At 51.2% G+C, this 26,460-nt stretch carries 32 protein-coding genes and 3 tRNA genes; 26 read left to right on the top strand and 9 right to left on the bottom strand.

What is annotated here, in order from left to right; all coding sequences use genetic code 11:
* Window positions 1-14: 14 nt before the first annotated feature.
* From tcyL to sdiA, 3 genes are all read left to right on the top strand, one after another.
* Window positions 15-683, top strand: coding sequence for a cystine ABC transporter permease (gene tcyL / locus GQR96_RS15900; RefSeq protein ID WP_004203466.1), 669 nt, complete (start codon window positions 15-17; stop codon window positions 681-683).
* On the top strand, window positions 680-1,432 hold the full coding sequence (tcyN, locus tag GQR96_RS15895) for an L-cystine ABC transporter ATP-binding protein TcyN (protein ID WP_004203465.1): 753 nt from the start codon (window positions 680-682) through the stop codon (window positions 1,430-1,432). Before tcyL ends, tcyN begins: the two co-directional genes overlap by 4 nt.
* A gap of 314 nt (window positions 1,433-1,746) precedes the next feature.
* Complete coding sequence (gene sdiA / locus GQR96_RS15890) at window positions 1,747-2,469, top strand: transcriptional regulator SdiA (RefSeq protein ID WP_004203458.1); 723 nt, start codon at window positions 1,747-1,749, stop codon at window positions 2,467-2,469.
* Between the two features lie 67 nt (window positions 2,470-2,536).
* On the opposite strand, the gene GQR96_RS15885 is transcribed toward sdiA, so the two are convergent.
* Window positions 2,537-2,761 carry a DUF2594 family protein gene (locus GQR96_RS15885; RefSeq protein ID WP_004203457.1) on the bottom strand — a complete coding sequence of 75 codons (225 nt, stop codon included), beginning with the start codon at window positions 2,759-2,761 and terminating at the stop codon, window positions 2,537-2,539.
* Between the two features lie 461 nt (window positions 2,762-3,222).
* Between GQR96_RS15885 and uvrY the strand changes: the two genes are divergently transcribed.
* The 6 genes from uvrY to GQR96_RS15855 all read left to right on the top strand — a co-directional run bounded on the left by uvrY (window position 3,223) and on the right by GQR96_RS15855 (window position 6,754).
* The gene (gene uvrY, locus GQR96_RS15880; protein WP_002911539.1) at window positions 3,223-3,879 is read left to right on the top strand and encodes a UvrY/SirA/GacA family response regulator transcription factor; all 657 of its coding nucleotides are present in this window, start codon (window positions 3,223-3,225) and stop codon (window positions 3,877-3,879) included.
* Entirely contained in the window at window positions 3,876-5,708 is a 1,833-nt protein-coding gene (gene uvrC / locus GQR96_RS15875) for an excinuclease ABC subunit UvrC (protein WP_004203456.1), read from the top strand. The genes uvrY and uvrC overlap by 4 nt, the downstream gene beginning before the upstream one ends.
* 57 nt (window positions 5,709-5,765) lie before the next feature.
* Window positions 5,766-6,314, top strand: a complete 549-nt coding sequence (gene pgsA, locus GQR96_RS15870) for a CDP-diacylglycerol--glycerol-3-phosphate 3-phosphatidyltransferase (RefSeq protein ID WP_004141115.1) — start codon at window positions 5,766-5,768, stop codon at window positions 6,312-6,314.
* 150 nt (window positions 6,315-6,464) lie between these two features.
* Window positions 6,465-6,540, top strand: a tRNA-Gly gene (locus GQR96_RS15865).
* A gap of 40 nt (window positions 6,541-6,580) precedes the next feature.
* Window positions 6,581-6,654 (top strand) — tRNA-Cys (locus GQR96_RS15860).
* Between the two features lie 13 nt (window positions 6,655-6,667).
* Window positions 6,668-6,754: transfer RNA gene (locus GQR96_RS15855), tRNA-Leu, on the top strand.
* 91 nt (window positions 6,755-6,845) lie between these two features.
* Here GQR96_RS15855 and GQR96_RS15850 read toward each other — a convergent pair.
* The 6 genes from GQR96_RS15850 to GQR96_RS15825 form a co-directional block, all read right to left on the bottom strand.
* Window positions 6,846-7,880, bottom strand: a complete 1,035-nt coding sequence (locus tag GQR96_RS15850) for a tyrosine-type recombinase/integrase (RefSeq protein WP_040188681.1) — start codon at window positions 7,878-7,880, stop codon at window positions 6,846-6,848.
* Window positions 7,880-8,110, bottom strand: a complete 231-nt coding sequence (locus tag GQR96_RS15845) for a DUF4224 domain-containing protein (protein ID WP_071839062.1) — start codon at window positions 8,108-8,110, stop codon at window positions 7,880-7,882. The genes GQR96_RS15850 and GQR96_RS15845 overlap by 1 nt, the downstream gene beginning before the upstream one ends.
* A gap of 66 nt (window positions 8,111-8,176) precedes the next feature.
* Entirely contained in the window at window positions 8,177-8,368 is a 192-nt protein-coding gene (locus GQR96_RS15840) for a hypothetical protein (RefSeq protein ID WP_040188683.1), read from the bottom strand.
* Window positions 8,365-9,150: a ParB/RepB/Spo0J family partition protein gene (locus tag GQR96_RS15835; protein WP_040188684.1), complete on the bottom strand. Its 786-nt coding sequence runs from the start codon at window positions 9,148-9,150 to the stop codon at window positions 8,365-8,367. The genes GQR96_RS15840 and GQR96_RS15835 overlap by 4 nt, the downstream gene beginning before the upstream one ends.
* Entirely contained in the window at window positions 9,150-9,449 is a 300-nt protein-coding gene (locus tag GQR96_RS15830) for a hypothetical protein (RefSeq protein WP_102040313.1), read from the bottom strand. Before GQR96_RS15830 ends, GQR96_RS15835 begins: the two co-directional genes overlap by 1 nt.
* Before the next feature lie 345 nt (window positions 9,450-9,794).
* Window positions 9,795-10,451 (bottom strand): LexA family protein, encoded by a 657-nt coding sequence (locus GQR96_RS15825; protein WP_040188688.1) that lies wholly within the window; start codon window positions 10,449-10,451, stop codon window positions 9,795-9,797.
* A gap of 99 nt (window positions 10,452-10,550) precedes the next feature.
* Here GQR96_RS15825 and GQR96_RS15820 point away from each other — a divergent pair, with 99 nt between their 5' ends.
* The 7 genes from GQR96_RS15820 (at window position 10,551) to GQR96_RS15790 (ending at window position 14,744) form a co-directional block, all read left to right on the top strand.
* Window positions 10,551-10,748: a Cro/CI family transcriptional regulator gene (locus GQR96_RS15820; protein WP_040188689.1), complete on the top strand. Its 198-nt coding sequence runs from the start codon at window positions 10,551-10,553 to the stop codon at window positions 10,746-10,748.
* Window positions 10,749-10,782: 34 nt separating this feature from the next.
* A complete protein-coding gene (locus GQR96_RS15815; RefSeq protein WP_040188690.1) occupies window positions 10,783-11,235 on the top strand; it encodes a YmfL family putative regulatory protein in 453 nt (150 codons plus the stop codon).
* A 237-nt stretch (window positions 11,236-11,472) separates the two neighbouring features.
* A complete protein-coding gene (locus GQR96_RS15810) occupies window positions 11,473-11,679 on the top strand; it encodes a DUF4222 domain-containing protein (RefSeq protein ID WP_072040503.1) in 207 nt (68 codons plus the stop codon).
* Window positions 11,642-12,556, top strand: a complete 915-nt coding sequence (locus GQR96_RS15805) for a conserved phage C-terminal domain-containing protein (protein ID WP_040188691.1) — start codon at window positions 11,642-11,644, stop codon at window positions 12,554-12,556. The genes GQR96_RS15810 and GQR96_RS15805 overlap by 38 nt, the downstream gene beginning before the upstream one ends.
* Window positions 12,553-13,362: a DNA adenine methylase gene (locus GQR96_RS15800; RefSeq protein WP_102040314.1), complete on the top strand. Its 810-nt coding sequence runs from the start codon at window positions 12,553-12,555 to the stop codon at window positions 13,360-13,362. The genes GQR96_RS15805 and GQR96_RS15800 overlap by 4 nt, the downstream gene beginning before the upstream one ends.
* Window positions 13,363-13,386: 24 nt before the next feature.
* Window positions 13,387-14,367 carry a DUF968 domain-containing protein gene (locus GQR96_RS15795; protein WP_102040315.1) on the top strand — a complete coding sequence of 327 codons (981 nt, stop codon included), beginning with the start codon at window positions 13,387-13,389 and terminating at the stop codon, window positions 14,365-14,367.
* A gap of 14 nt (window positions 14,368-14,381) precedes the next feature.
* The gene (locus GQR96_RS15790; protein ID WP_032413444.1) at window positions 14,382-14,744 is read left to right on the top strand and encodes an antiterminator Q family protein; all 363 of its coding nucleotides are present in this window, start codon (window positions 14,382-14,384) and stop codon (window positions 14,742-14,744) included.
* Window positions 14,745-14,787: 43 nt separating this feature from the next.
* Here the strand turns inward: GQR96_RS15790 and GQR96_RS15785 are convergent, their stop codons facing one another.
* Both GQR96_RS15785 and GQR96_RS15780 read right to left on the bottom strand, forming a co-directional pair.
* Entirely contained in the window at window positions 14,788-15,231 is a 444-nt protein-coding gene (locus GQR96_RS15785; RefSeq protein ID WP_158236790.1) for a hypothetical protein, read from the bottom strand.
* 23 nt (window positions 15,232-15,254) lie between these two features.
* Window positions 15,255-16,187, bottom strand: a complete 933-nt coding sequence (locus GQR96_RS15780; protein ID WP_065888618.1) for a DUF6731 family protein — start codon at window positions 16,185-16,187, stop codon at window positions 15,255-15,257.
* Window positions 16,188-17,130: 943 nt separating this feature from the next.
* Here GQR96_RS15780 and GQR96_RS15775 point away from each other — a divergent pair.
* The 10 genes from GQR96_RS15775 (at window position 17,131) to GQR96_RS15730 (ending at window position 26,411) form a co-directional block, all read left to right on the top strand.
* Window positions 17,131-17,346 carry a class II holin family protein gene (locus tag GQR96_RS15775; protein WP_017880269.1) on the top strand — a complete coding sequence of 72 codons (216 nt, stop codon included), beginning with the start codon at window positions 17,131-17,133 and terminating at the stop codon, window positions 17,344-17,346.
* Window positions 17,346-17,843: a lysozyme gene (locus tag GQR96_RS15770; protein ID WP_048289200.1), complete on the top strand. Its 498-nt coding sequence runs from the start codon at window positions 17,346-17,348 to the stop codon at window positions 17,841-17,843. The genes GQR96_RS15775 and GQR96_RS15770 overlap by 1 nt, the downstream gene beginning before the upstream one ends.
* Window positions 17,840-18,190 (top strand): hypothetical protein, encoded by a 351-nt coding sequence (locus GQR96_RS15765; RefSeq protein ID WP_016160650.1) that lies wholly within the window; start codon window positions 17,840-17,842, stop codon window positions 18,188-18,190. Before GQR96_RS15770 ends, GQR96_RS15765 begins: the two co-directional genes overlap by 4 nt.
* A 988-nt stretch (window positions 18,191-19,178) precedes the next feature.
* Window positions 19,179-19,487: a hypothetical protein gene (locus GQR96_RS15760; protein WP_101987311.1), complete on the top strand. Its 309-nt coding sequence runs from the start codon at window positions 19,179-19,181 to the stop codon at window positions 19,485-19,487.
* A complete protein-coding gene (locus tag GQR96_RS15755; RefSeq protein ID WP_165455545.1) occupies window positions 19,487-19,906 on the top strand; it encodes a hypothetical protein in 420 nt (139 codons plus the stop codon). The genes GQR96_RS15760 and GQR96_RS15755 overlap by 1 nt, the downstream gene beginning before the upstream one ends.
* Before the next feature lie 231 nt (window positions 19,907-20,137).
* Window positions 20,138-20,626 carry a DUF1441 family protein gene (locus GQR96_RS15750; RefSeq protein ID WP_048324916.1) on the top strand — a complete coding sequence of 163 codons (489 nt, stop codon included), beginning with the start codon at window positions 20,138-20,140 and terminating at the stop codon, window positions 20,624-20,626.
* Window positions 20,626-22,728 carry a phage terminase large subunit family protein gene (locus tag GQR96_RS15745; RefSeq protein ID WP_102040316.1) on the top strand — a complete coding sequence of 701 codons (2,103 nt, stop codon included), beginning with the start codon at window positions 20,626-20,628 and terminating at the stop codon, window positions 22,726-22,728. The genes GQR96_RS15750 and GQR96_RS15745 overlap by 1 nt, the downstream gene beginning before the upstream one ends.
* A complete protein-coding gene (locus GQR96_RS15740; protein WP_020315048.1) occupies window positions 22,725-22,937 on the top strand; it encodes a hypothetical protein in 213 nt (70 codons plus the stop codon). The genes GQR96_RS15745 and GQR96_RS15740 overlap by 4 nt, the downstream gene beginning before the upstream one ends.
* On the top strand, window positions 22,937-24,439 hold the full coding sequence (locus GQR96_RS15735; RefSeq protein ID WP_032422410.1) for a phage portal protein: 1,503 nt from the start codon (window positions 22,937-22,939) through the stop codon (window positions 24,437-24,439). The genes GQR96_RS15740 and GQR96_RS15735 overlap by 1 nt, the downstream gene beginning before the upstream one ends.
* On the top strand, window positions 24,390-26,411 hold the full coding sequence (locus tag GQR96_RS15730) for a ClpP-like prohead protease/major capsid protein fusion protein (RefSeq protein WP_075647421.1): 2,022 nt from the start codon (window positions 24,390-24,392) through the stop codon (window positions 26,409-26,411). Before GQR96_RS15735 ends, GQR96_RS15730 begins: the two co-directional genes overlap by 50 nt.
* The last annotated feature ends 49 nt before the right edge of the window (window positions 26,412-26,460 follow it).

Here is a 26,460-nt window from a genome sequence, read left to right as displayed (position 1 = left end):
ACAGAAACCACAGCATGCAAGAAAGTATTCAACTGGTCATCGATTCTGCGCCTTTTCTGCTGAAAGGCGCCGTCTTTACGCTGCAGCTGAGCATTGGCGGGATGTTTTTCGGCCTGGTGCTGGGCTTTATCCTGGCGCTGATGCGCATGTCGACCCTCTGGCCGGTAAAATGGCTGGCGCGCATGTATATCTCCATTTTTCGCGGGACACCGCTTATCGCCCAGCTGTTCATGATCTACTACGGCTTGCCGCAGTTTGGCATTGAGCTTGACCCGATCCCGGCGGCGATGATCGGCTTATCGCTGAACACGGCGGCCTACGCGGCGGAAACCCTGCGCGCGGCCATCGCCTCGATTGACAAAGGGCAATGGGAAGCGGCGGCCAGTATCGGTATGACCCCCTGGCAGACGATGCGTCGGGCTATTTTACCCCAGGCGGCGCGGGTCGCTTTGCCGCCGCTCTCTAACAGTTTTATCAGCCTGGTAAAAGATACCTCGCTGGCGGCGACGATCCAGGTGCCGGAGCTGTTCCGTCAGGCGCAGCTTATCACCTCGCGTACGCTGGAGGTCTTCACCATGTATCTGGCCGCCTCTCTGATCTACTGGGTGATGGCGACGGTACTCTCCTCGCTGCAGAACTATTTTGAAAACCAGCTGAACCGCCAGGAGCGTGATCCGAAATGAGTGCGATTGAAGTAAAAAGCCTGGTGAAAAAATTCCATGGCCAGACGGTGCTCCACGGTATCGACCTGGAGGTGCAGGAAGGCGAAGTGGTGGCAATCATCGGCCCCAGCGGCTCGGGTAAAACCACCCTGCTGCGCAGCATTAATCTGCTGGAGCAACCGGAGAGCGGCACTATCCGCGTCGGCGATGTGACGATCGACGCTGGTCGCAGCCTCGGGCCGCAAAAAGGGCTTATCCGTCGGCTGCGCCAGCACGTTGGCTTTGTCTTCCAGAACTTCAACCTGTTTCCCCACCGGACGGTGCTGGAGAACATCATTGAAGGGCCGGTCATCGTAAAAGGTGAAGACAAGCAGGAGTCGATGGCGCGGGCGCGCGATCTACTGGCGAAAGTGGGCCTCAGCGGCAAAGAGAACAGCTATCCGCGCCGCCTCTCTGGCGGGCAGCAGCAGCGGGTCGCGATTGCCCGCGCGCTGGCCATGCGTCCGGACGTGATCCTGTTTGATGAACCGACCTCGGCTCTCGATCCCGAGCTGGTAGGGGAGGTGCTCAATACCATCCGCCAGCTGGCGCAGGAGAAACGTACCATGGTTATCGTGACCCATGAAATGAGCTTCGCTCGCGACGTTGCCGATCGGGCGATTTTTATGGATCAGGGACGCATCGTTGAACAAGGCGAGGCCAAAGCGCTGTTCGCCTCGCCTCAGCAGCCGCGAACCCGCCAGTTCCTCGAAAAATTCCTGATGCAATAGAGCAGGCGCAGGCGCGGCGGCTCGCCTTCGTGTGAGCCGCCGCAATGAGCCCAATTCCACGCTGGGGCAACACCCCATCGTCACGTCTTTGTGCTATTTACTCCCCTGGCCGTATACACCGCTTCCCATCCCCCCTTGTAGGGTGTAGAAAATGAAGGGAGGGGCCTTAGTTTCAGCGCAGCTAACTGGGAAAAGGCAAGTCTTCAGGCTAATAAATGCGACAGCTACGATATTTTATACATATAAATAAGATTTATGTGTTAGTTTTCTGTATTTATAATAATGATTATCAATCAGGAGTTATTTGCACAGCTATGAGGGACAATGATTTTTTCAGCTGGCGGCGGGATATGCTGCATCAATTTCAGTCCATGGCCGCCGCTCAGGAGGTTTATAATCTCCTGCAACGAGAAACAGAAACGCTGGAATATGATTTCTATACGCTTTGTGTGCGTCACCCGGTGCCTTTCACTCGCCCCCGCGTCACGTTTCAGTCGACCTATCCCCGCGCATGGATGTCTCATTACCAGGCAGAGAATTATTTCGCCATAGATCCCGTATTACGCCCGGAGAATTTTATGCGTGGCCATCTGCCGTGGGAAGATGGGTTGTTTCGCGATGCGCAGGCGTTATGGGACGGCGCGCGCGACCATGGTCTGCAAAAAGGGGTGACACAGTGCCTGACGTTGCCAAATCATGCTCAGGGTTTTCTCTCCGTCTCCGCGAACAACCGTTTGCCGAACGCTTATGCTGAAGATGAGCTGGAGCTGCGCTTGCGAACGCTGACGGAGCTGAGCCTGCTGACGCTCTTGCGTCTTGAAGATGAGATGGTGATGCCGCCGGAGATGAAATTCAGCCGGCGCGAACTGGAGATCCTCAAATGGACCGCGGAAGGAAAGACCTCTGCGGAGGTGGCGATGATTCTCTCGATTTCGGAAAATACGGTCAATTTCCATCAGAAGAATATGCAACGGAAATTTAACGCGCCGAATAAAACGCAAATTGCCTGTTACGCTGTGGCGACAGGGTTAATCTGAAGGCGCCTGCCGTTCTGCGTGCCAGACGTGATACCGGCTGTCAGTCATACTTTCAGCCGGTACAGGATTACTGCCGATAAGCTTGTTTAATTTGCTTAACGGTGCTGGAGAATACGGCGGCCTGAGCCTCATCTTCCATCTGCGCGATCTGCTTTTCCATTTTAATAATCACGCGACCAGCATCTGCCTGGCCCATCGCCTGCAGCATCAGCGTCATCATCGCTTTCAGGCAGGAGACTTCCTGCGCCAGTTCCTGATTATTTTCTGCAGTGGAAAAATCTGGTGTGCTCATCGATATCCTCGTTTACTCGCTGCGCTATTGCGCTCTACTCAATGTGAAGGCCGCGCAGTATACCACAAGCGACAGAAAAAAAAGGAGTGCTTAATTTCTGTTCTCTCATCTGAGCTGTGAATGGTTTTATGCTTCAGATAAGACGTAATAGCCATCGTCAGGCCAATAATTGCCACTATCTATTTAGTACGTTAATAATTGTTACATATTTAGCTTCGTATTTATGCGCTACGTAATCTGTTGTGTTTTTTGTGCCTTCTGTATGGGGATTGTTAAAAAATAAGACTCGTGCAACCGACTGTTCGCAATGACTTTCCACTGAGTGTGCACAGACATTGCCATAAATGAGAGCCAAATCGAGGCGAGGGCATTTTTTTGCCTTTTAAAATAGCAATAAAACCCGGTAATATGTGGGAGATAAAGTATCAGTAGCGTTATCCCTCATTCTGGAGATTATTCCTTTGATCAACGTTCTTCTTGTTGATGACCACGAACTGGTGCGCGCAGGGATACGACGCATTCTGGAAGATATAAAAGGGATTAAAGTCGCTGGCGAAGCCTGCTGCGGCGAAGACGCCGTCAAGTGGTGCCGGGCTAATTCCGCCGATGTCGTCCTGATGGACATGAACATGCCCGGGATCGGGGGTCTGGAAGCGACGCGCAAAATTGCGCGCTCGGTAGCGGGCACGAAAGTGATCATGTTGACCGTGCATACTGAGAATCCCTTACCTGCCAAGGTCATGCAGGCGGGGGCGGCAGGTTATCTCAGTAAGGGCGCCGCGCCACAGGAAGTGGTGAATGCGATTCGCTGCGTCGCGTCAGGGCAACGTTATATTGCCTCTGATATTGCTCAGCAAATGGCGTTAAGTCAGATTGAACCGGAAAAAACAGAATCGCCGTTTGCCAGTTTGTCTGAACGCGAATTGCAGATTATGCTGATGATCACCAAAGGTCAGAAGGTGAATGAGATCTCAGAGCAGCTGAATCTGAGTCCAAAAACGGTTAACAGCTATCGCTATCGGATGTTCAGCAAATTGAACATTCATGGCGATGTCGAGCTGACCCACCTGGCAATTCGCCATGGCCTGTGTAATGCGGAGTCGTTAGCAAGCCAGTGAGTGATGTTTTTGACGCAAAAGCTTTCCTGAAAACGGTAACTAGCCAGCCCGGTGTGTATCGGATGTATGATGCTGGCGGAACCGTCATCTATGTTGGCAAAGCCAAAGATTTGAAAAAGCGGCTCAGCAGCTACTTCCGCAGCAACCTCGCGTCGCGTAAAACGGAAGCGCTGGTGGCGCTGATCGCGCAAATCGACGTGACCGTCACCCATACCGAGACGGAAGCGCTGCTGCTTGAGCACAACTATATCAAGCTGTACCAGCCGCGGTACAACGTGCTGTTGCGCGACGATAAGTCGTATCCTTTTATTTTCCTCAGTGGCGATACCCATCCGCGTCTGGCGATGCATCGTGGCGCCAAACATGCGAAGGGCGAGTATTTTGGTCCTTTTCCCAACGGCTATGCCGTGCGCGAGACCCTGGCGCTGCTGCAGAAGATCTTTCCCATCCGTCAGTGTGAAAACAGCGTCTACCGCAATCGCTCCCGTCCCTGTCTACAGTATCAGATTGGCCGCTGCCTCGGGCCGTGCGTGGCGGGGCTGGTCAGTGAAGACGAGTATGCACAGCAGGTGGAGTATGTGCGGCTGTTTCTTGCCGGCAAAGATGACCAGGTGCTGACTCAGCTCATCGCGCGGATGGAGAAGGCGAGCCAGAACCTTGAGTTTGAAGAGGCGGCGCGCATTCGCGACCAGATTCAGGCCGTCCGCCGCGTGACTGAGAAACAGTTTGTCTCTAACACCGGCGACGATCTTGACGTGATCGGGGTTGCCTTCGATGCCGGCATGGCTTGCGTCCATGTACTGTTTATCCGCCAGGGTAAAGTACTGGGCAGCCGCAGCTACTTCCCGAAAGTGCCTGGCGGCACCGAGCTGGGCGAGGTCGTCGAGACCTTTGTCGGCCAGTTCTATCTGCAGGGCAGCCAGATGCGCACGCTGCCGGGGGAAATTTTGCTCGACTTTAACCTCGGAGATAAGACGCTGCTGGCCGAGTCGCTGTCAGAACTGGCGGGGCGTCGAATCCATGTGCAGACCAGGCCGCGCGGCGACCGGGCTCGTTATCTTAAGCTGGCGCGCACCAATGCCGCGACGGCGTTAACCACCAAATTGTCTCAGCAATCGACCATTCATCAGCGTCTGCAGGCGCTGGCCTCCGTGCTGGAGCTGCCGGCGGTGAAGCGGATGGAGTGCTTTGATATCAGCCACACCATGGGCGAACAGACCGTCGCCTCCTGCGTGGTATTTGACAGCAATGGTCCGCTGCGCGCGGAGTACCGGCGATACAATATCGCCGGCATCACCCCGGGCGATGACTATGCGGCGATGAATCAGGTCCTGCGCCGTCGCTATGGCAAAGCGATTGATGACAACAAGATTCCTGATGTGATCCTGATAGACGGCGGCAAGGGGCAGCTGGCGCAGGCGAAAGCGGTATTTGCGGAGCTGGACGTCCCCTGGGATAAACATCATCCGCTGCTGCTGGGCGTGGCGAAAGGTAGCGATCGTAAAGCCGGCCTGGAAACGTTATTCTTTGAGCCGGAAGGCGAGGGGTTTAGCCTGCCACCGGATTCGCCGGCTCTGCACGTGATCCAGCATATCCGCGATGAATCGCATGATCATGCAATCTCCGGCCATCGCAAAAAACGGGCGAAAGTGAAGAACACCAGCTCGCTTGAGACTATCGAGGGGGTGGGGCCGAAGCGTCGCCAGATGCTGCTGAAGTACATGGGTGGACTGCAGGGGCTGCAGCAGGCCAGCGTCGAAGAAATTGCCAAAGTACCGGGCATCTCTCACGCTCTGGCAGAAAAGATCTTCTACTCGTTGAAACATTAGGGGCTCTGTAGCAACATAGGGCTAATTTTTACTTACAACAGATAGTTACCCGTCACTATGCAATTTAATATCCCTACGTTGCTTACTCTGTTCCGCGTCATCCTGATCCCGTTCTTTGTGCTGGCGTTTTATCTGCCCTTTAGCTGGGCGCCGTTTGCCTGCGCGCTGATTTTCTTTGTTGCCGCTGTGACCGACTGGTTTGATGGTTTCCTCGCCCGTCGCTGGAACCAGAGTACCCGGTTCGGCGCCTTCCTCGATCCGGTGGCCGATAAAGTCATGGTGGCTATCGCCATGGTGCTGGTCGCTGAGCACTATCACACCTGGTGGGTCACGCTGCCGGCGGCGACGATGATTGCCCGGGAAATTATTATCTCCGCGCTGCGCGAGTGGATGGCGGAGTTGGGAAAACGCAGCAGCGTGGCGGTCTCGTGGATTGGCAAAGTAAAAACCACCGCGCAGATGACCGCCCTGGTGTGGATGCTGTGGCGTCCTTATCCGTGGGTGGAATGGGCAGGGATCGCGCTTTTCCTCGTGGCGGCGGTGCTGACGCTGTGGTCGATGCTGCAATATTTGAACGCGGCGCGCGGCGATTTGCTTGATCAGTGATCGTTTCGCCGTTATTTTCAGCAAACGATGCAAAGTTGCGAAAAATACCGTTGACTCACCGCGAGAGATAAGTAGAATGCAACGCATCGAACGGCGGCACAGTCTTCCAGACGATAACAAAATCAAGTGATTAGCAAATAACTTGATGATGCGGGAATAGCTCAGTTGGTAGAGCACGACCTTGCCAAGGTCGGGGTCGCGAGTTCGAGTCTCGTTTCCCGCTCCAAATTAATAGCATCGGCATAGGCGGGTGCTTCAGTATCAAAGGCGCGTTAGCAAAGCGGTTATGTAGCGGATTGCAAATCCGTCTAGTCCGGTTCGACTCCGGAACGCGCCTCCACTTTATATCCCGAGCCCGGATGGTGGAATCGGTAGACACAAGGGATTTAAAATCCCTCGGCGTTCGCGCTGTGTGGGTTCAAGTCCCACTCCGGGTACCATTGGGAAATATAGAATAATCAAAGCAATAAGCAGTGTCGTGAAACCACCTACGGGTGGTTTTTTTGTTCCAAAACCACCCATTTCATAATATCACTTCATAATATTTTTCCTTTCCACCTGTCCATCTACAACCGGAACTACCGCAATTTTTCTGTCATACCGGGCAGTTTGCTCAACGTTCTTATGCCCTGATATTGCCTGTTTCTCGTACAGATTACCCTGGAGGTCAGATATCCCTTTTGCTTTGAGATCGTGGAACGTGAAGTCAAAGGAAAGGTGAGGGTACTGTTCCTGCGCCTCAATTTTTGCTTTTCTCCAGCGGCTGTTAAAGCCGTCTCGTGTGTATTTTCCGCCTGCTGGCTGGTGGATGACATACAGACTGCTCATGCCAGCGTTAAGAGGTAAATTTTTTGCCAACTCAAGTGCAGCGTTCAAGCGCGGGCTCCATGCTTTTATCTGAGCAACAGACGTTTTACTTTGCTTTATCAGGATACCTTCTTCCATAAATTGGCTTTTTTTCATCTCCAGTACATCGTTTTGTCTGGCACAGCAGAGGTAAGCGAGTTCCATTGCGACTTTCACAATGTCTGGCGCTACAGAGTACAGCGCCTGGTATTCCTCATTGGTTATGTAGCGATCTCGGCTAACTTCTTTATACTGGCGGACACCCTTTGTGGGGTTCCCTTTAACGAACCCGCGTTCATAAGCCCAGCGATACACGCGAGACATGAAAGCTTTTTCTCTGTTAGCTTGTGTCCTGCTTTTTATTCCCCGCTTGTCCATGTAACGCCGGACATGTTCAGGTTTGATAGCGTCCGGCGGCATTTTCCCAAATACATCAATAATTTTTTTTGAGTACTTTCTATAGTCCTTTTGGGTTTCCAGAGCCAGCTCGAAAAATTCACCAGATTTAAAGAAGCGTTCGATAAGTCCTTCCATCATGGAGTCGTCCGGGCGATCGTTCATTAGCGCTTCCCATGCACTCCATACCTGAGCTTGTGTACTGGTTTTGTCGCAGAGGCGAATGTTGCCGCCTCCTTTAGGATGATATTCATATGCTGATCTCCCGAGGTAAACCCTCGGTGGCATCCAGGCATCGTCTTTATTTTTTCTTGGGCGTGGCATTAATCAAGTGCTCCAAAGTTGGGCTGCAGCGAATTATCGACGTTGTTCTGTCGTAATCTCTGAGCTAAAGGATTATTGAAATGCGCCCAGGTAGTGCGTGGTCTTCCGTCTCGCCCTTCAACAAAGAAAATCCCGGCATCACGTAAACACTGTGATTGCTTTGAGGGGATCTTGTATCCAGTAATTCGTTCGAGGTCTGCGTTTGAAATGATCTCGTTATCAAGATTCATAGTGTATCTCCACAAGTCCGGCTGCAACCGGCTTAACTTCTACAATTCTTTTCTCCGGGCCAGTCGTCACTCGATAGGCTTGATGGTGTCGAGCAGCAGCCGGCGGCGCGTATTTTCTGCAAAATGACGGCATCCGGTCGCTTTGTGGTAAAACTCGTTTTTGCCAACGACCCACATCCGCTCTGTCTGATGCAGTTTTTTAACCTTCGGACCGTCTTTGGTGATCACGGTACCGGTATGGGTTTTTATGATTGTCATACGGACTCCCCAAGTACCCAACGGAGTGCGCTTGCATACTCACCTTCGGCAGATTCCAGGGCTTTAGTAATTTCTTTGCGGGTTTTCAGACGCGGCTTTTGCTCGCCGAGAATCTTACGCTGACGCCGGGCTTTTTCATGGCCGGTTGTGCCAGCTGTCGCCAGCTCGATTGCTGACACTTTTGCACGCTGTTCTTCAGGTGGGAGCGCACCAAGCTGACGCGCCTGGGTAACGGTGACCGTTCCGGACTCCACTGCATCGCGAACAGCCTGGGTGGCATCCAGCAGTGACAGCGTTGCGCGTACGGTCTGAACGCTGCAGCCAAACAACACCGCAATGTCGTCCTCATCGAGCCCGCGGTCGAGCGCGTCTGACATTTTTTTAGCCCGGCCCAGCGGCGTATCGGGTCGGCGAATTTCGTTTTCGCTGACCATATATTTAGCCATCTGATTTGCCGAACCACGCTTAACGACTCCGGGAACAAGCAGTGGGTCTTTGCCCTCTTTCAAAAGAAGCTTATTTGCCTCCAGCGTATGTTTAACGCGCTGACGGCCTGCAACTACGCAGGTGAGTCCAATTTCAGGGTCTTTCCAGACAATAATCGGCTCCAGTACACCCAGCTCCTTGATGTTCAGTACCATCCCTTCGTCGATCGGCAGGTTGATACGTTCATCGTAGAGAAGATGGGTTTTGTCGGTAACAAGATGCAGCTTTTCCGGTTCGAACATCAGAACGTTGGTTTTGCCGTTGGCGCCGTATACAAGCTTTGAGTCTTTAGCCATCAGAGAGCCTCCACGTTACGGAAGCTGGTGGGGCAAATTGCTTTCAAATCGCGCATTGCTTCGAGGACATGCAGATTTGTGCGTTTCTTGGTATGTCGCTCAGTAATACGATCACACTCCTTCGCCCATGATTTGACTTCGATGAGAAGAGCGTCTCGTTCGACACGAACCTGGCGAAGAGCTACGTTCGAAACATCGAGGATAGCCGCCAGTTCTTTGACGATCGTTCCCTGAGCTGGTGGCATATCTCTGGCAATTTCGTATGCCTCTTTAATTAGTTGATTTGCTGTCTTAGCCATCTCTTATTCTCCATCTGACGCGCTGCAAAGCGTGAATTTAGGGTGCAGCAACCCAACCCATGAAAGTGGGTGAATAGCTGGTTAGAATTTCTTGCTGATGGGTTAGCCGCCACTGCAATGGCGGCACGTTAGTTCTCCACACAACTGGAAGCGCACTCCTTCAGTTACAAACCGATCCCCACCGGAAGAAGAGGAATGCGCTTCCGTGTTGTGTGCTATTCACCTATTCCTTACGACATTAATGTAGGATAACTTACCTTTTGGTGTCAATGCCGTTTGTAGGAAAACTTACATTAAGGTGTAAAAAAAACCGGCTTTGATGCCGGTTTCATTGTTCTTCAAAAATCAGAGGTCCGTGACAACCTGCCTGACAACACCAACGATCTTACAGTTGCCATTAACTTCCATCACACGATAGTTCGGATTAAGAGGAACCAAATATTTTATAGGTCCATCAATTACAAATTTTTTCAGCGTTGCCTCTGCTGAGCCCATCACTTGGGCAACGACAATCTTACCGTTTACTTCGTAAATACTGCCGTAGTCTGGGTCAACAACAACGATTGAGCCCTCAGGTATGCTTGGGGCACCGTTAGGGTTAGTCATTGAATCACCACGTACTTTCAGAGCGAATCCTTCATCACAAAGATTTGCGGTTGTGTAAATCCATTCTGAAACATCATTTTCGGTAACTGGCGCGCCGCTTTCGGTCCATTCACCAGCCTGAACCCAAGATAAGACTGGAATCCTTTTCACGCCAAAACGTTCGGTAGGCTTATAGGTTGGTGCCTCCGATACAGGATCTCCAATACCATGAATTATCCATTGAGGATTCGTTTTTAACGCAGCAGCAAGCGCCTGAAGGTTAGAACCCCCTGGCTCATAATCTCCTGACTCCCACCCAGTAACAGTCACACGGTTAACGCCCACTAATTTGGCTAAGACCGCTTGGGTTAGTTTCAGCTCTTTACGTCTTGCACGGATGCGTTCATTCATTTTCATGTAGGCAATCCTACCATTTTGTAATGTAGGAATCCTTGACCTTTGAGTGTAAGATATCCTACCATTTGTTTGTCTGCTTCCCTTACATATGAGGAAAAAATGAAAAAAGTTGACGTGATTACTTACTTTGGCTCCGTCGGTAATGTGGCAAAAGCGCTGGGTATATCTCATGCCTCTGTATCCGGTTGGGGGGAGGTCATTCCAAAAGGGCGAGCATTTGAAATCCAAGCTCTAACAGAAATGAAGCTGAAAGTTAACCCGGAGTTGTATTTAAAGGCTAATCAAACAGCAGCTTAACCGTTACTACTAATTGTAAGCAAAAAGGGTAGGTATGAACTTGAAAGAAGTCGTGAAAGGTATGTGCAAATCATATCCGGGTGGCCGCGAAGCAATGGCTGGCGCCTTGGGTATGACCGTGACGCAGTTCAACAACAACCTCTACGAGAAAAACGGCTGTCGATTTTTTGAAGTATCGGAGCTGGAAGCGATGGAAGACATTTCCAACACGTCGCTGCTGGCAGACTACTTCGCCCGCCGTCGTGGCGCCCTGCTGGTGGATGTGCCGCACCTGGAAGAACTCGATCGCGTGGACCTGTTTAGTCGTGCAATGCGTACCTCTGCTGCCAGGGGACAGGTTGATCAGATTATCGAACAGGCGCTTGAAGATGGCGTTATTGAAAGGCATGAGGCCGAAGAAATCATGGTGCATCACCGCCGCCATCTGGCAGCTCGGGAAGAAGAGATTGCCGCAATTATCACGTTATTTTCACGCAAAAAGAAGTGACGCCAGCGAGTTGCAGCTCCTGGCGTCGTGGCGTGTCGTTATCAGTGGAGATTACTAACGCATGAACAGTCTACCAACACAGTACCGCAGGTCGCAACTTGTGGCGCGGCCGGTCCCTGGAGGAGAGGGGCCGGTGCAGTTCGTGTATGGGGTAAGAGTACCCGGTGGGATAGAACCTGTCTGCTACCAGTTTGCTCAATGGGCGGTAGATGACTTTAGAAGTCAGGCGGAAAGCGTATGCGAGAACTTAACCGATGGTTCAGAGATCACTACGGCGTCCCGGTCAGGGTCATACGCTGGGAGCCCCAAACACAGCGCGTTATATACCTGCGCGAAGGGTATCAGCATGAGTGTTTCAGCCCACTTGAACAGTTCAAACGAAAATTCAGGGAAATAGAGGGGTCTTATGAGCCTGTTAATGCCATCAAGGCCGATAGTCATTAATCCCGACCTTGCGTACAGCATTGGCCTGAATGAAGCCATTGCGCTGCAGCAGGTTAACTACTGGCTGCAGGAAACTAACTCAGGGCTGGAGCGTGACGGCGTACGCTGGATCTACAACACAACAGAGCAATGGCTGGAACAATTCCCGTTCTGGTCTGAGTCCACTCTGAAGCGCACCTTCACCCGGCTGAAGAGCCTGGGCGTGCTTAAAGTTGAGCAGCTTAACAAGTCGCAGCGTGACATGACGAACTACTACACGATCAACTACGAGAGCGAGCTTTTAGATGAGGTCAAAGTGACCAAATCGAAGAAGTCAAAATGCGCCGTTCCATCAGTTCAAAATGACACGATGGAAGAGGTCAATGTTAAACGCTCCACTAGGTCAAAACGAACCGCTGTCATCAGGTCAAATTGGCACGATGATCTTACAGAGAATACAACAGAGAGTACTACAGAGATTACAGGTAAAGACTCTTGTCCGGTTGCGCTGCAACCAGACCAGACCGATCCGGCTGCACTCGTTCTGGATCATTTTAATCGAGTAACTAATTCGACCTATGGCAAGGGGGGACGAACCAAAACGACGCTGGGTTATATCCGGGGACGGCTGGCCGAAGATTACAGCCCTGAAGACCTGATGCTGGTGGTTGACTACCTGAACGAGAAATGGGCTCAGGATCCGAAGATGAGCGACTACCTGCGGCCCAAAACGCTGTTTGCTCCCGAGAACTGCGTCGAGTATTTCGACAAGGCCAAAAAATGGGAAGCAGCCGGGCGCCCAGCCTGGACTGGCGGAAAGTGGGTTAAACAAGACACGGCGTTCAAGTCCAGTTATTCCGACGTGGATTATTCAGTGCCAGCGGGGTTCCGTTCATGAGCAAGCCATTTCTGAAATGGGCTGGTGGAAAGTATACCCAGCTGGCTGACCTGTTCGTGCATATCCCGGCAGGGAAACGCCTGATAGAGCCATTCGTTGGTGGTGGGGCGGTATTCCTGAACAGCGATAAGCACGCAGATTACCTGCTGGCGGACGTTAACCCGGACCTGATTAATCTGTATCAGATGTTAGCGGTGGTGCCGGATGAAGTGGAATTAAAGGCCCGCTGGATGTTTGAGCACATGCGGTCATCAGATGGCTATGAGCTGATCCGTTCAGAGTTCAACGCTCAGACGCTGGATGCTACTGAACGCGCAGCTGCATTCCTGTATCTCAACCGGCATTGCTTCAATGGCCTGATGCGCTACAACCAGGCGAATAAGTTCAATGTGGGGTGGGGGGGGTACAAGGCTCCGTATTATCCGCTGGGCGAAATGAAATCCTTCGCCGCTATGGCGCATAACTGCGTCTTCATGACTGCTGACTATCGCCGAACTATCAGCCTGGCTGGGAAAGGGGATGTGGTTTACTGCGATCCGCCTTACGAACCGATGCCAGGAACAACCGGATTCACCGCCTACGCCGCTGGTGGTTTTAACTGGGAGAGCCAGGTAGACCTGGCGAAGCAATGTGTATCTGCTTTTCACCGTGGAGCTCATGTAGTGATTTCAAACTCATCCGCCCCGAAGGTTCTCGACCTGTACCGGGAGCATGGTTTTAACCTGGAGTTCATCAAAGCGCGCCGTTCGATCTCCTGCAAAAGCAGTACGCGGGAAGTCGCAAAAGATGTCGTGGCTATCCTGTGAGTTACCTGCCGTGGAGAAAATGACATGAGAGCATTACTGACTCCTGAAATTGCCCCACGCATGGGCATTGTTCTGCTTCGCCCTGGCGCCGATCTAATGCCGATGTTCAGGAGAGGGCGGGTACTGATTGAGCCTGCACCGGAAAAATACAGTGACTACGAAACCGGCGCCATCCCTCCCGCCACGCAGCCACTGGCAGAAGACCTGGTATTGAAACAAATTTTCGAAAGCAAAGACGTCATTCTGCGCGCGGGTGGTATCAGCGCGCTGGAGGCTGAGCTGGAGCGTCGTTTTGAATGCCAGTACCCGTATGGTTCGTGGCATAGCGATAATTTTACTCTGTTCCGGCATGAGCCTGGCAGTATCCGCCTTTGCTGGGCCTGCGATAACCTGGTGCGTGATCAGTACACAGAGACGCTTGCAGGCATTGCGCGTGAGAACCTGGTATCCTGGTTGATAACGGTCATCCGCGCTCAGCTGGGGTTCAACGAAGACCATCAACTGACGATACCGGAATTGTGCTGGTGGCTGGTGATAAACAATCTGGCGCACGTCATCCCTGAATCGCTGGCCCGGAAAGCCCTGCGATTGCCGGAAACAAAGCATCAACCGGTGATGAAGGAGAGCGATATAGTGCCGGAGCCAGCGGCGAGCGAAGTGGTGCAGAAAAAGATTCTCGGTCTTCGCGTAGATCCTGAAACGCCGGAATCTTTCATGCTGCGACCAAAGCGCCGCCGCTGGGTTAACGATAGCTGGACTCGCTGGGTTAAGTCCCAGCAGTGTGTCTGTTGTAACAAACCAGCAGATGATCCCCACCACCTGATAGGCCACGGACAAGGTGGAATGGGAACGAAAGCGCACGACCTGTTTGTGTTGCCGCTTTGCAGAGCGCATCACGACGAGTTGCACGCTGACACCGTGGCATTTGAGGAGAAGCACGGCTCACAGCTGGAGCTGCTGTTTCGATTTCTGGATCGTTCGCTGGCAATTGGCGTAGTAGCATGAAAAGTGGAGAAAACATGCGTGATATTCAAATGGTATTAGAGCGTTGGGGGGCTTGGGCCGCGAGCGATAGTTCAGGCGTGGATTACTCACCAATCGCTGCTGGTTTCAAAGGGCTTCTTCCTCAAACAAGTAAATCGCGCCTTTCATGCACTGACGACGACGCCCTGATTATCGAAGGGTGTTTGGCTCGGCTTCAAAAACGAAAACCCTATGAGCATTCACTATTGGTTGCACATTATTTGTATGGCATCTCGAAGCGGAAGATAGCAAAGGCACGAAAGAAGGATGAAAAACTGATTCGTATAGAGATACAGATGGCAGAGGGGTTTATAGAGGGTTGTCTAGCTATTCTAAATGTTAGTTTAGATATGGATTAATATCTGGGTTTGGATAAGCAGGTGTGCTTGCACCTGCTTAATATTATATATGGGGCAATATCCAGTTGATTTTTCTCCAAGTACTTGCAAATGAAACTATAGATACGATTAGAGTCGAGAAACCATATAAGGTAAGGGTGAAATCAAGTCTTACCGAGGTAATGATGATTTTTTCATTTATAAACATTGCGATCAACGGGAAAATACATGCTAATATTAAGGTGACGCCCGTAGATAACAGGTTACGAATAATTTTAGGTAAAATTTTATTTTGTTTTAAAGCAAAAATAATTCCATCAGTGCTTGAACTTGCAGAACTAAAGATGGAAATGGCGGCCAATACAAACCCAAACAAAATGCCTGCCACCGTAGATAATACTCCGGCTGTACTTAAGATATCAGAGTGAGCCATAGGTGCTAGGTATTTCCCAAGCACCCAAGCTAACAGCCCACTGATAACTATGTTAATTAAAACTTTAATAAGCATAATCATCATCCATAAAAATAAGATCAGATTTCATATTGCCTTAAATACTGACTATGTTCAATTTTAGCACTGATCAAGGCAGTACGCACATCAGTTTCTTTTGCGTAGCCATCTTTTGTATTAACGTTTTTTTCACTGATCAGAACTTGATCGAGAAGACTCCTTGAGCGAGTATTTTTAGGTTCGGTAACATTAGCTTTACGTAATAAATGAGGAACTTTTTCTAGTAATTCCTTTATTCCGCTTTTTACTTCATCGCTGAGATATCCACGGACTAATTTACGTTGCGATGCTCTACCTCTGAGCGATAGTTTTAAATGTGAACCGCCCATCCCAGCCATCATTTCAATCATACTCTTGGAAAATGAATTCGAAAGGTCATAATCCGTTGCGCTAAAATTACGCGGAGCGGCGAGTGTAATTTCACAGCTACGTAAAGTGCTTCCTGTCTCAAGTAGTTCTTTTACGCTTTCTTTTTTCCAAATTGCCTCAAACGCTACAGGTTTGTTTACTTCAGAAAAATTGAATAAAAGAAATGCTAAATCGGAATCTTTAGGCCCTAAATGATTTTGAGATAAAACAAGAATATCTTTCTTATAGTAGTAAATAAAATAAGTGCGTTCGACTATATATTTTTTATCATCCAATGGAATATTGTGTTCGTCCCAATTTTCATCACCAATATAAGGTAAGTGGAAACCATCACGAGAGCATGATAGATAACCAAAATAGAACTCTGCCTGTGAGTCTTTTTCTAAGAATACAATCTTTAATTTTTTCTTATTGAACTCAGCTGTATAAGAGTTTTGCGAAGGTGTAACAACGGTTGTATACATTTTGTCAAATGCAAGTTGTGCATTTGATGTAGTTGACTTCGTTCCTGAAGAGCTTTGGAAGAAACCGATACGCATCTTTTTTTGTTTGGTTAGTGGCGCGGAGGTGGCTGTAGTAGTCATTAAAAGTACCCTTTATTATCCTTTTGAATCAATGTGTTGTGATTCATGAATGATCCTAGGTTCGTTGCATATGCGTAATCTATCAAAAAAAACTTACGCGGTCCGCATTTTCTCGTTTACTGTGTTAAGAGTGGTCACTTCGACACACAGCTTAATCATCAGAACCTCGTCAAACTGCGGGACTGTTGCATCTCAGGCCTAGGCTTGAGCCTCCAGAACTCATTTGTCACCTGAGCCTGAGACTTATACTATCTCTTTCCAGGAACCCGTTAAGCCGGATGTGGATACATTGAAAGGGTCCAGGTTCCACAATAGCCAGCTTGAGCTATTAGAGTTGCGCGCAAGTAGTTTGGTGATATGCCGCTAGGTAACCTTGCTGCGTTCTGTGGTTAAGGCTGGGAGGTTTTTTAGCATCGGCAGTTATGTTTCTGACATTGACGCTTCAAATGTTTGGATCATAAATTATCGATGTGGTGAATCCCCCTATGCGGAGGGGCGGCCAGTCAGTTACAGAAACCTGTAAATGCAGCGCGGGCCATGCCGGCTGGGGCATGCTCACCGGGAGGCACCCGGCACCACACTGCCACTAAACATATTTAAGATTTATGGCAGGTTTACTTTTGCGGTTGCCCTTCTATGTTTATAGAACGTAACGGCAAAAGTGAATGCTTCTTGGTAAATCGGTAGCTCGGACTATTAGGAGTGCCTTCGTTTCGTTACTACCTAGAATGCCTACTTTCTGCCCGCCTTCAGGCGGGCTTTTTTACGCCATCAATAGGGCGCTTCAGAAAGAAAAGGTAAACATCATTTGAAGGCTGCGCTTTGCGTGGCCTTTCTTATTTCAGGCTCACGGGAATCATCATCGATACGGCTCGTTGTTAAATCAGCCCGATGAGCCTGACCCCTACACGCACAAAGCACCCCGTTAACCCGGAGGTGGAGTATGTATCGAATGGACAAGCTAACAACAGGTATTGCCTACGGAACGTCCGCAGGTAACGCGGGGTTCTGGATGTTGCAATTGCTCGACAAAGTATCCCCATCTCAGTGGGCCGCGATCGGTGTTCTGGGAAGTCTGGTATTTGGCTTGCTGACATACCTGACGAATCTGTATTTCAAAATTAAAGAAGACCGGCGAAAAGCTGTGCGAGGTGAATAATGTCTCCGACACTACGTAAAAGTGTTCTTGCGGCAGTCGGCGGCGGGGCCCTGGCGATTGCCTCTGCACTCATCACTGGCCCTATGGGTAATGATGGGCTTGAGGGAGTGCGATACGACCCTTATCAGGATGTGGTAGGTGTCTGGACGGTTTGTTACGGCCACACAGGTAAAGACATCATGCTCGGCAAAACCTATACCGAGGCAGAGTGTCGGGCGCTACTAAATAAAGACCTGAATACCGTCGCCAGGCAGATCAACCCTTACATCAAAAAACCGATCCCAGAAACAATGCGTGGGGCTCTGTACTCATTCGCCTATAACGTCGGAGCCGGGAACTTCCAGACCTCTACTCTGCTTCGCAAAATCAACCAGGGTGACCAGAAAGGTGCGTGTGATCAGCTGCGCCGCTGGACCTATGCCAAAGGTAAGCAGTGGAAAGGACTTATTACCCGGAGGGAAATTGAGCGTGAAGTGTGTTTATGGGAGCAAAGATGAGTCGCTTAACCGCCGTTATCATCGCAATAGCAATCCTGCTAATGTCCTGTGCCATTTCATGGCGTATGGGATGGAGTTCCCACGCTGACCACATCAATGCTCAGGCTGCGAAGAAGAGAGAGAAGGCCGAGAATGCCATTAAGCCTGTAGAGGAAAAGGCCGCTACTGCTAACGAAGCGGGTAAGGTCATCTACAAAACAATAACCCGCGACGTGGTGAAATATGTTCAGTCTCCGAATCGTACTGTGTGTAGGTTTGATGATGCTGCTGTGCAGTTGCGTCAGCGCGCCATCGATGCTGCCAACTCCATCCCCGGATTTGATGAGTCCGCCGTGCAAAGCAAGTGACGCAGGGAATGACAGCGATGAAGATTTACAGTCTGATGTAGAAACCGCTCAATGCCTGCGCCAGCTCCGTTTGGATAAGTATCGCTGGCAGGCGTACTATCGGGCGGTGAGTAAGTAACAGGCATAGCACATGAAATAAGTGGCCTTAAGTGAACAAAAAATCTGAAAACAAGACATTCAAGCTTTCAGCATCGAAATGTTTGTATCTAATTCAGGGAGTGTCATGCACTATAGGATCTCAAACCACTCTTAACTAAGTAGCCACTCATGACAGTAAACTTACTACCACAACTACCATGCGGTTATCGTTACGGCATTGAGCGCTCGATCCGGCCCCAGACTGGTGCGGAATTTTTTCCGCCACAAGGGTGTGTTATCAAATCTGTTAACTTTGGGGATGGTGTGGTTATTTGTGTGCCCATCCAATGGTACATTAAACAATTAGATTTATGGGTCACTGTCTAAGGAACCATCGAATAATATGTTAGTTACCAGCCTCGTTAGGGCGAACTGATAATTGCTCTCAAAAGACCAGCATAGAAGCCTGTTGCTCTGGTTGAATGTTCCGGCAAGTTGAAAATGATTGGTTCAATGAGCTCTTTCGATATTTAAATGCTATCGATAACTTAAATGAAGCTATCATCACGTTATCACTGCCAGCCAACACCGAAACGGCAGTGGTCAGTTAAAAAGCAGAAAAGCCTCTCTTGGGTGGCTCCTGAGAGATTTTAGTTTTCTAACTGGTACTAACCAAAGGTCGCATATCTATGCGGCCTTTTTTTTAGCCGGTTTCATGGCTTGAGGACATCCTGGACGAGAATATGTGACAAAACCAATCAGGGGAAACAGGAATGCCCTGTAAGCGGATTCACGAATCAATGAGAACGTCTATCCCCAGAAAGGGATAAGATGCCATTTATCCCTTTCTGGGGGTAAAAACCGTATGGCCTCGCATCTGCGGGGCTTTTTTATTCGCAAAGGTAAGACGATGAAGAGCCTAAAAATTGAATACGTAGACGGGAAGCTGGTGGCCCTCGAACGGGATGGTAAATCCTACATGGATTTGCCGGTAAGCGCGGTTCACTTCACACACAGTATGAAAACTAACCCGTATCTCAAGGTAGAGATTGAGGCTGGTGGTGAGCCATATGTCCCGGCAGAACCGGTGCAGCCACCAGCGGCCGCCGAAAAAACGGTGACAGTGAAGGAAGGAGAGCTTATGCCTCCTGATGATAGTGCCCCCAGGGCAGAACGCCGTTCCCGTCATCGCAACCGTAACCGTAACAGGAGCCAGTAATGTTTAACCGTAATGATCTAACCCTCACACTGTTCTATGCATCCAGCACGAGTGATGAGGGGAGTAAAGTCGCAATGTTTACTGTGCAGGTAATCAATACAGACATGGTGGCTGTGCAGAGCAATACGCTGCAATGCATTACTGACAAGTCTGGTAAGAAGGGTTATTCCGTTGGTGAACAAACGATAAGTGATGGCTCAGATCCACTGCTGATTGCCCTCGAAAACTACTGGCGAGTGAATACCGAGGCCGTCGTTAATGGATTGATGGCAGATGTGAGCGACTTTATCGCGGGTAACGTCAGCCAGTCCTCTACATACCTTGGATTCAGTGGTTTGAAGATCTTCAACAATGTGCCGTTGGCGGAGCGTATCCCTGAAAGTGTATTGCAGGCCGACGGTGGCGCATCTGCAGGCTGAGTATTCACAGAGGCTGTTCAATGAGCGGCCTCGATAATTGCCCAGCAATTACAAACGATAATCATTATCTAATGGGTCCTCCCGGCGGGGTGGCCTTCCACGGGGCGGCGCGCTCGCGGGAATCGGCTGGTTTTCTGGATCCATGGTCATCATCATCATTTGCGCAGGTTCTTGATTTTATTGAACCGTGTTTTGCAATGATGTCGAATTGGTTAAAAAGTGCTCATCATCATGGATCAGGAAATCGCTTCTCTGAAGCTGAATATCAATCAGCTGGCGGGCATAACCAATGTCCACCGTCAGACGGTGGCCGCCAGACTGAAAAATGTCGAGCCGGCGCCGGGCAGCAACAGCAAACTAAAACTGTATTTAGTTACCGACGTTCTGGCTGAGTTAATGATCCCCACGGTTGCAACAAATCTTGAGGACATGCCGCCGGCTGACAGGCTGGCGCACTGGAAAGCAGAGAATGAGCGGATCAAGTTTGAGCAGGATACGGGGCAACTGATCCCGGCAGATGAAGTTGCCAGGGAGTTTTCAGTAATGGCAAAAGCTGTAGTGATGGTGCTGGAAACCCTCCCTGATGTACTCGAGCGCGATTGTGCGCTTCCACCTGCAGCTGTTTCCCGTGTTCAAAGTGTGATCGACGATTTGCGCGACCAGATGGCCCAGAAGGTCATGGAAGCCGAAGCAGAGGAGGACGAGCCAGAGGAGGACTGATGGCAAAGCGGGCATCCGCCAGGGGGATCCGTCGGGATGTCTCCGGAATTTTACGCGCGCCACGCCGCATGCTGGTTGCCGACGCGGTGGCCGAGTATATGCGTGTACCAATGGGCGCTGGTAACTCGGTCCCGTGGGATCCTAATCTGGCCCCTTATGTTATCGAGCCAATGAATTGCCTGGCGTCACGCGAGTATGATGCTGTGGTGTTTGTCGGCCCGGCACGAACGGGTAAGACGATTGGTCTGATTGATGGCTGGATTGTATACAGCATCGTTTGTGACCCGGCGGATATGCTGGTAATCCAGGTCTCCGAAGAGAAAGCGCGCGAACATTCAAAAAAGCGTCTTGATCGCACATTCCGTTGCAGCCCGCAGGTTAAATCAAGACTGAGTCCGCGTCGTAACGATAACAACGTTCACGATCGTACTTTCCGCGCTGGTAACTATCTGAAACTTGGCTGGCCCTCAGTCAATATTATGTCCTCGTCGGACTATAAATTTGTTGCTCTAACCGACTACGACCGATTCCCGGAGGACATCGACGGGGAAGGGGACGGATTCTCGCTTGCCTCCAAACGTACCACCACATTTATGTCATCGGGGATGACCCTGGTCGAAAGTTCACCGGGCCGCGACATTCTCGATACGAAATGGCGGCAGAGTTCCCCCCATGAAGCACCGCCCACAACGGGCGTGTTGTCGCTGTATAACCGCGGGGACCGCCGGCGGCTTTACTGGCCTTGCCCGCATTGTGGGGAATATTTTCAGCCTGAAGTTGCCAACATGACGGGCTACCGCGACACGACGGACCTGGTCACAGCCAGCGAAGCGGCCTATCTGCAATGCCCGGCCTGCAAAGGAAAAGTGCTTCCTGCGATGAAGCGCGAGCTGAACATGAAAAGCGTCTGGCTACGTGACGGGCAGTCAATTGATCGGGATGGAAACATTACAGGGGAGGGCCGGCGGTCACGCATTGCTTCTTTCTGGATGGAAGGGCCTGCAGCTGCTTACCAGACCTGGTCACAGCTAATTTATAAATATCTGGCGGCTGAACAGGAGTACGAAAAAACCCAAAGCGAAGAGACACTAAAAACGGTCGTTAACACTGACTTTGGTCGCCCTTATCTGCCGCGGGCGAGTACCGAACAGCGTAAAAGCGAATTGCTCGAACAACGGGCCGAGGATGTCCCGAAACGTTGTGTGCCTGATGGTGTTTGTTTCCTGGTGGCAACGGTTGACGTTCAGGGGGGACGTAATCGCCGCTTTGTCGTTCAGGTTACTGGCTACGGAAGCATGGGCGAACGGTGGCTGGTGGACCGTTACAACATTCGCCAGTCACTCCGGTGCGATGCGGACGGTGAAAGCCTGCCAATCGATCCTGCCAGTTACCCGGAGGACTGGGATCTGCTGCTGACTGATGTCTTTTGCAAGACGTGGCGAATGGCATCCGATCCCCGCCTGTGTATGCGCCTGATGGCAATGGCAGTCGATTCCGGCGGTGAAGATGGTGTCACCGATAATGCCTACCGATTCTGGCGTAAATGCCGTCGGGAGGGGATTGGCCGGAATGTTTACCTGTTTAAAGGTGACGGTCATCGACGCGAAAAGCTGATCACTCAATCCCTGCCAGATAACACCGGCCGTTCGGCGCGCCGGGCGAAAGCCGCGGGGGATGTCCCGCTATATCTGCTGCAAACCAATGACCTCAAAGACCGGGTAAACAATGCCTTGTGGCGCGAAACACCGGGGCCGAATTACATCCATTTCCCGAAGTGGCTGGGGAGCTGGTTTTACGACGAACTGACTTACGAGGAGCGTGATTCTGATGGCAAATGGAGCAAGCCGGGTCGCGGCGCCAACGAAGCTTTTGACCTGCTGGTTTACGCTGATGCGCTGGTTATCCTTCGCGGATACGAAAAAATTAAATGGCCTGATGCGCCTGACTGGGCGCGGCGGGAAACGTGGATGGAGAACGTGCCGCCGGAAACTGGCGAAGAAGCACCCCCGGCGCCAGCGCCGGTGCAGACCAAAAAGCGCAAACGCAAAAAAACCGTAACTGATGATGCTAACCCATGGGCCACCTCAGGAGGTTGGTTATGAATAAAAGTGATATTGAGGCCATGATCCAGCGCTATGCCGAAGCGGAGATGGCGGTACTGGATGGCAAATCCATCAAATTTAACGGTCAGGAAATGACTATGGAAAACCTGTCCGAAATCCGTAAAGGGCGGCAGGAGTGGGAGCGGCGTCTTTCTTCCCTGAATAATCAGCGCCGGGGGCGGCCTGGCTACAAACTGGCGAGGTTTTAATGTCTTTACTTGATGATGCGATAGGTGTCATTTCTCCCGGCTGGAAGGCTGCGAGGCTAAGATCCCGCGCCATGATACAGGCATATGAAGCCGTTAAGCCCACCCGTACCCACAAAGCCCGAAGAGAGAATCGTTCCGCTGACCAGCTCAGCAAGATGGGGGCCGTCTCTCTCCGTGAGCAGGCGAGGTGGCTTGATAATAACCACGATTTAGTGATTGGCATTTTCGATAAGCTTGAAGAGCGGGTGGTAGGTAAAAGCGGGATTATCGTGGAGCCGCATCCGAAGCTCAAGAACGGCAAGATTGCTAAAAAGCTGGCGGCGGATATCCGGCAGAAATGGGGGGAATGGTCTATTCGACCGGAAGTGACCCATCAGTTTACCCGCCCCATGCTGGAGCGCCTGATGTTACGCAGCTGGTTGCGCGACGGGGAGGTTTTTGCACAGATCGTCAGCGGCACAGGCAATGGCCTGACGCCTACCGCCGGGGTGCCGTTCTGGCTGGAAGCGCTTGAGGCTGATTTTGTTCCCCAGACCAGCAACGAGTCAGACAAGCTAAATCAGGGGGTATATACCGATAACTGGGGAAGGCCAAAGGGCTATCTGGTCTATAAAAGCCTGCCGGTCTCTGGCAGGCAACTGGAAACGAAACGGGTTGATGCGGAAAACATGCTCCACCTGAAGTTTGTCCGCCGGCTGCATCAGACGCGCGGAACGTCGCTTTTGTCCGGCGTTCTTATGCGTCTCAGTGCTCTGAAAGAGTACGAAGATGCTGAACTGACTGCAGCACGCATCGCCGCCGCCCTTGGGATGTATATCAAAAAAGGGGATGGGCAAAGCTGGGATGAAAACGCCGGTAAGGATGATGATCGTGAGCTGAATATTCAGCCCGGCATTATCTACGACGACCTGCTGCCTGGCGAGGATATCGGCATGGTCAAATCCGACCGCCCGAATCCCAATCTTGAAACCTTCCGCAACGGCCAGCTGCGAGCTGTGTCCGCCGGCAGCCGTCTGAGTTTTTCCAGTACCGCCAGAAACTATAACGGCACTTACAGTGCTCAGCGGCAGGAGCTGGTGGAATCGACAGACGGATATCTCATTCTTCAGGACTGGTTTATTGGCGCCGTGACACGTCCGATGTATCGCGCCTGGCTGAAAATGGCAGTCGCCAGCGGCGAGATCACCTTACCGCGTGGGCTGGATGTTGAGTCCTTATACACCGCGGTGTATTCCGGCCCCGTGATGCCATGGATTGATCCCGTCAAGGAGGCGAATGCCTGGAAGGCTCAAATCCGTGGTGGTGCGGCGACGGAGTCAGACTGGGTTCGCGCCAGCGGACGCCATCCGGATGATGTGAAAGCGCGCCGCAAGGCCGAAATAGACGAAAACCGTGAGCAGGGGCTGGTATTTGATACTGATCCTGCCAATGACAGAGGAGGCACCAGTGCCGATGCCAAAGAAACGGGCGTATCAACGTCCGAAAGCCAGCGTAAAAAGTAATTCATGGTTCCGCATGAAGGCCAGCGCCAACAATGAAGCGGATATCTATATCTATGATGAAATTGGTTATTGGGGAGTAACGGCCAAACAGTTTGTTAGCGATCTTAAAGCGCTGGGTGATATCAGCCACATTAACCTTCACATTAATTCGCCCGGTGGCGATGTCTTTGATGGCATCGCCATTTTTAATGCCCTGAAACATCACGGCGCCGCGATCACCGTTCATATCGACGGCCTGGCTGCCTCCATGGCTTCTGTTATCGCAATGGTGGGTAACCCGGTCATCATGCCGGAAAACACTATGATGATGATCCATAAGCCATGGGGCTTTGCCGGCGGCGATGCCAACGACATGCGCGACTACGCTGATTTGCTGGATAAAGTTGAATCGGTGTTAATCCCCGCCTATGCAGCCAAAACCGGAAAAACCTCTGATGAGATTGCCGCAATGCTGGAAGGCGAAACCTGGCTGGATGGCGCTGAATGCCTTGCCATGGGTTTTGCTGACCAGGTGATCCCATCTCTTCAGGCAATGGCCTGTATCCATTCAAAACGTATTGAGGAATTTGAAAAAATGCCAAGCAGCATTCGTAATATGGTCACCCCGCCGCGTAATTCCACCCAGCGCGAACCGCAGCAGCCGGTACCACAACCTCAGGCACACCAACCTTCCGCCCCTCAGTCTGCAGCTGTGGATGAGAATGCTATCCGGGCGCAGGTTTATGCCGAACAGCGTAACCGTGTGAACGGGATTAATGATCTGTTCGCTATGTTCGGCGGTAAGCACCAGGAGCTGCAAAACCAGTGTATTGCGGACCCAGATTGCACTGTGGAGCAGGCGAAAGATGTGCTGCTGGCTGCCCTGGGCAAGACTGCGACCCCGTCAAACAAAAACGAACAGGCTCACATTTATGCCGGCAACGGCAATTTTGTAGGTGATGGCATCCGCCAGGCGCTGATGGCCCGTGCAGGGTACGAAAATCAGGAACGCGATAACGTGTACAACGGGATGACGCTGCGCGAGTATGCGCGTATGGCGCTTACTGAACGCGGTATCGGCGTCGCGAGTTACAATCCTATGCAGATGGTTGGGCTGGCGTTGACCCACAGTACCTCGGATTTTGGCAATATTCTTCTCGACGTCGCAAACAAGGCACTTCTGCAGGGGTGGGATGAAGCAGCTGAAACCTTTGATCTCTGGACGAAGAAAGGCCAGTTGTCTGACTTTAAAACGGCACACCGTGTGGGAATGGGGGGCTTCAATTCCCTGCGTAAGGTTCGCGAAGGGGCTGAATATAAATATGTGACCACGGGCGATAAAGGTGAAACGATCGCGCTGGCTACCTATGGGGAAATTTTCTCCATCACACGCCAGGCCATCATCAACGATGACCTGAACGCGTTAACTGACGTCCCGGCGAAAATGGGGCGCGCTGCGAAAGCCACTATCGGTGATTTGGTGTATGCGATTCTGCTGGATAATCCGAAACTGTCTGACGGCAAGCCGCTATTCCATGCCGATCATAAAAACCTCTCCTCTGGCGCCATTTCGGTTTCGAGCATTGATGATGCCCGCAAACTGATGCGCCTGCAGAAAGAAGGGGAACGATCGCTGAATATTCGTCCAGCTTACATGCTGGTGCCGGTAGGGCTCGAAACGATTGCCAGTCAGACCATTAAATCAGCAAGCGTTAAGGGCGCAGATATTAACGCCGGGATCATTAACCCTATCCAGAACTTTGCCGAAGTGATTGCTGAAGCACGGCTGGATGACAAGGATCCGAACGCCTGGTACCTGGCCGCTGCGAAAGGCACCGATACCATCGAAGTAGCTTATCTGAATGGTGTTGACACGCCTTACATTGACCAGCAGGAAGGTTTCAATACCGACGGGATCGCCACGAAGGTGCGTATCGATGCGGGTGTTGCTCCGTTAGACTTCCGTGGCCTGGCGAAATCAACTGGCAAGTAATTCTCTGCCAACTCAAATCTCATTAGCCCATCAGGGCTTTTTTTATACC

The organism is Klebsiella sp. PCX (assembly GCF_021869705.1).
Classification (GTDB): Bacteria; Pseudomonadota; Gammaproteobacteria; order Enterobacterales; family Enterobacteriaceae; genus Klebsiella; species Klebsiella quasipneumoniae.
The sequence above is the reverse complement of the archived record's forward strand: the minus strand, read 5'-3'. Positions and strand labels throughout refer to the sequence as shown.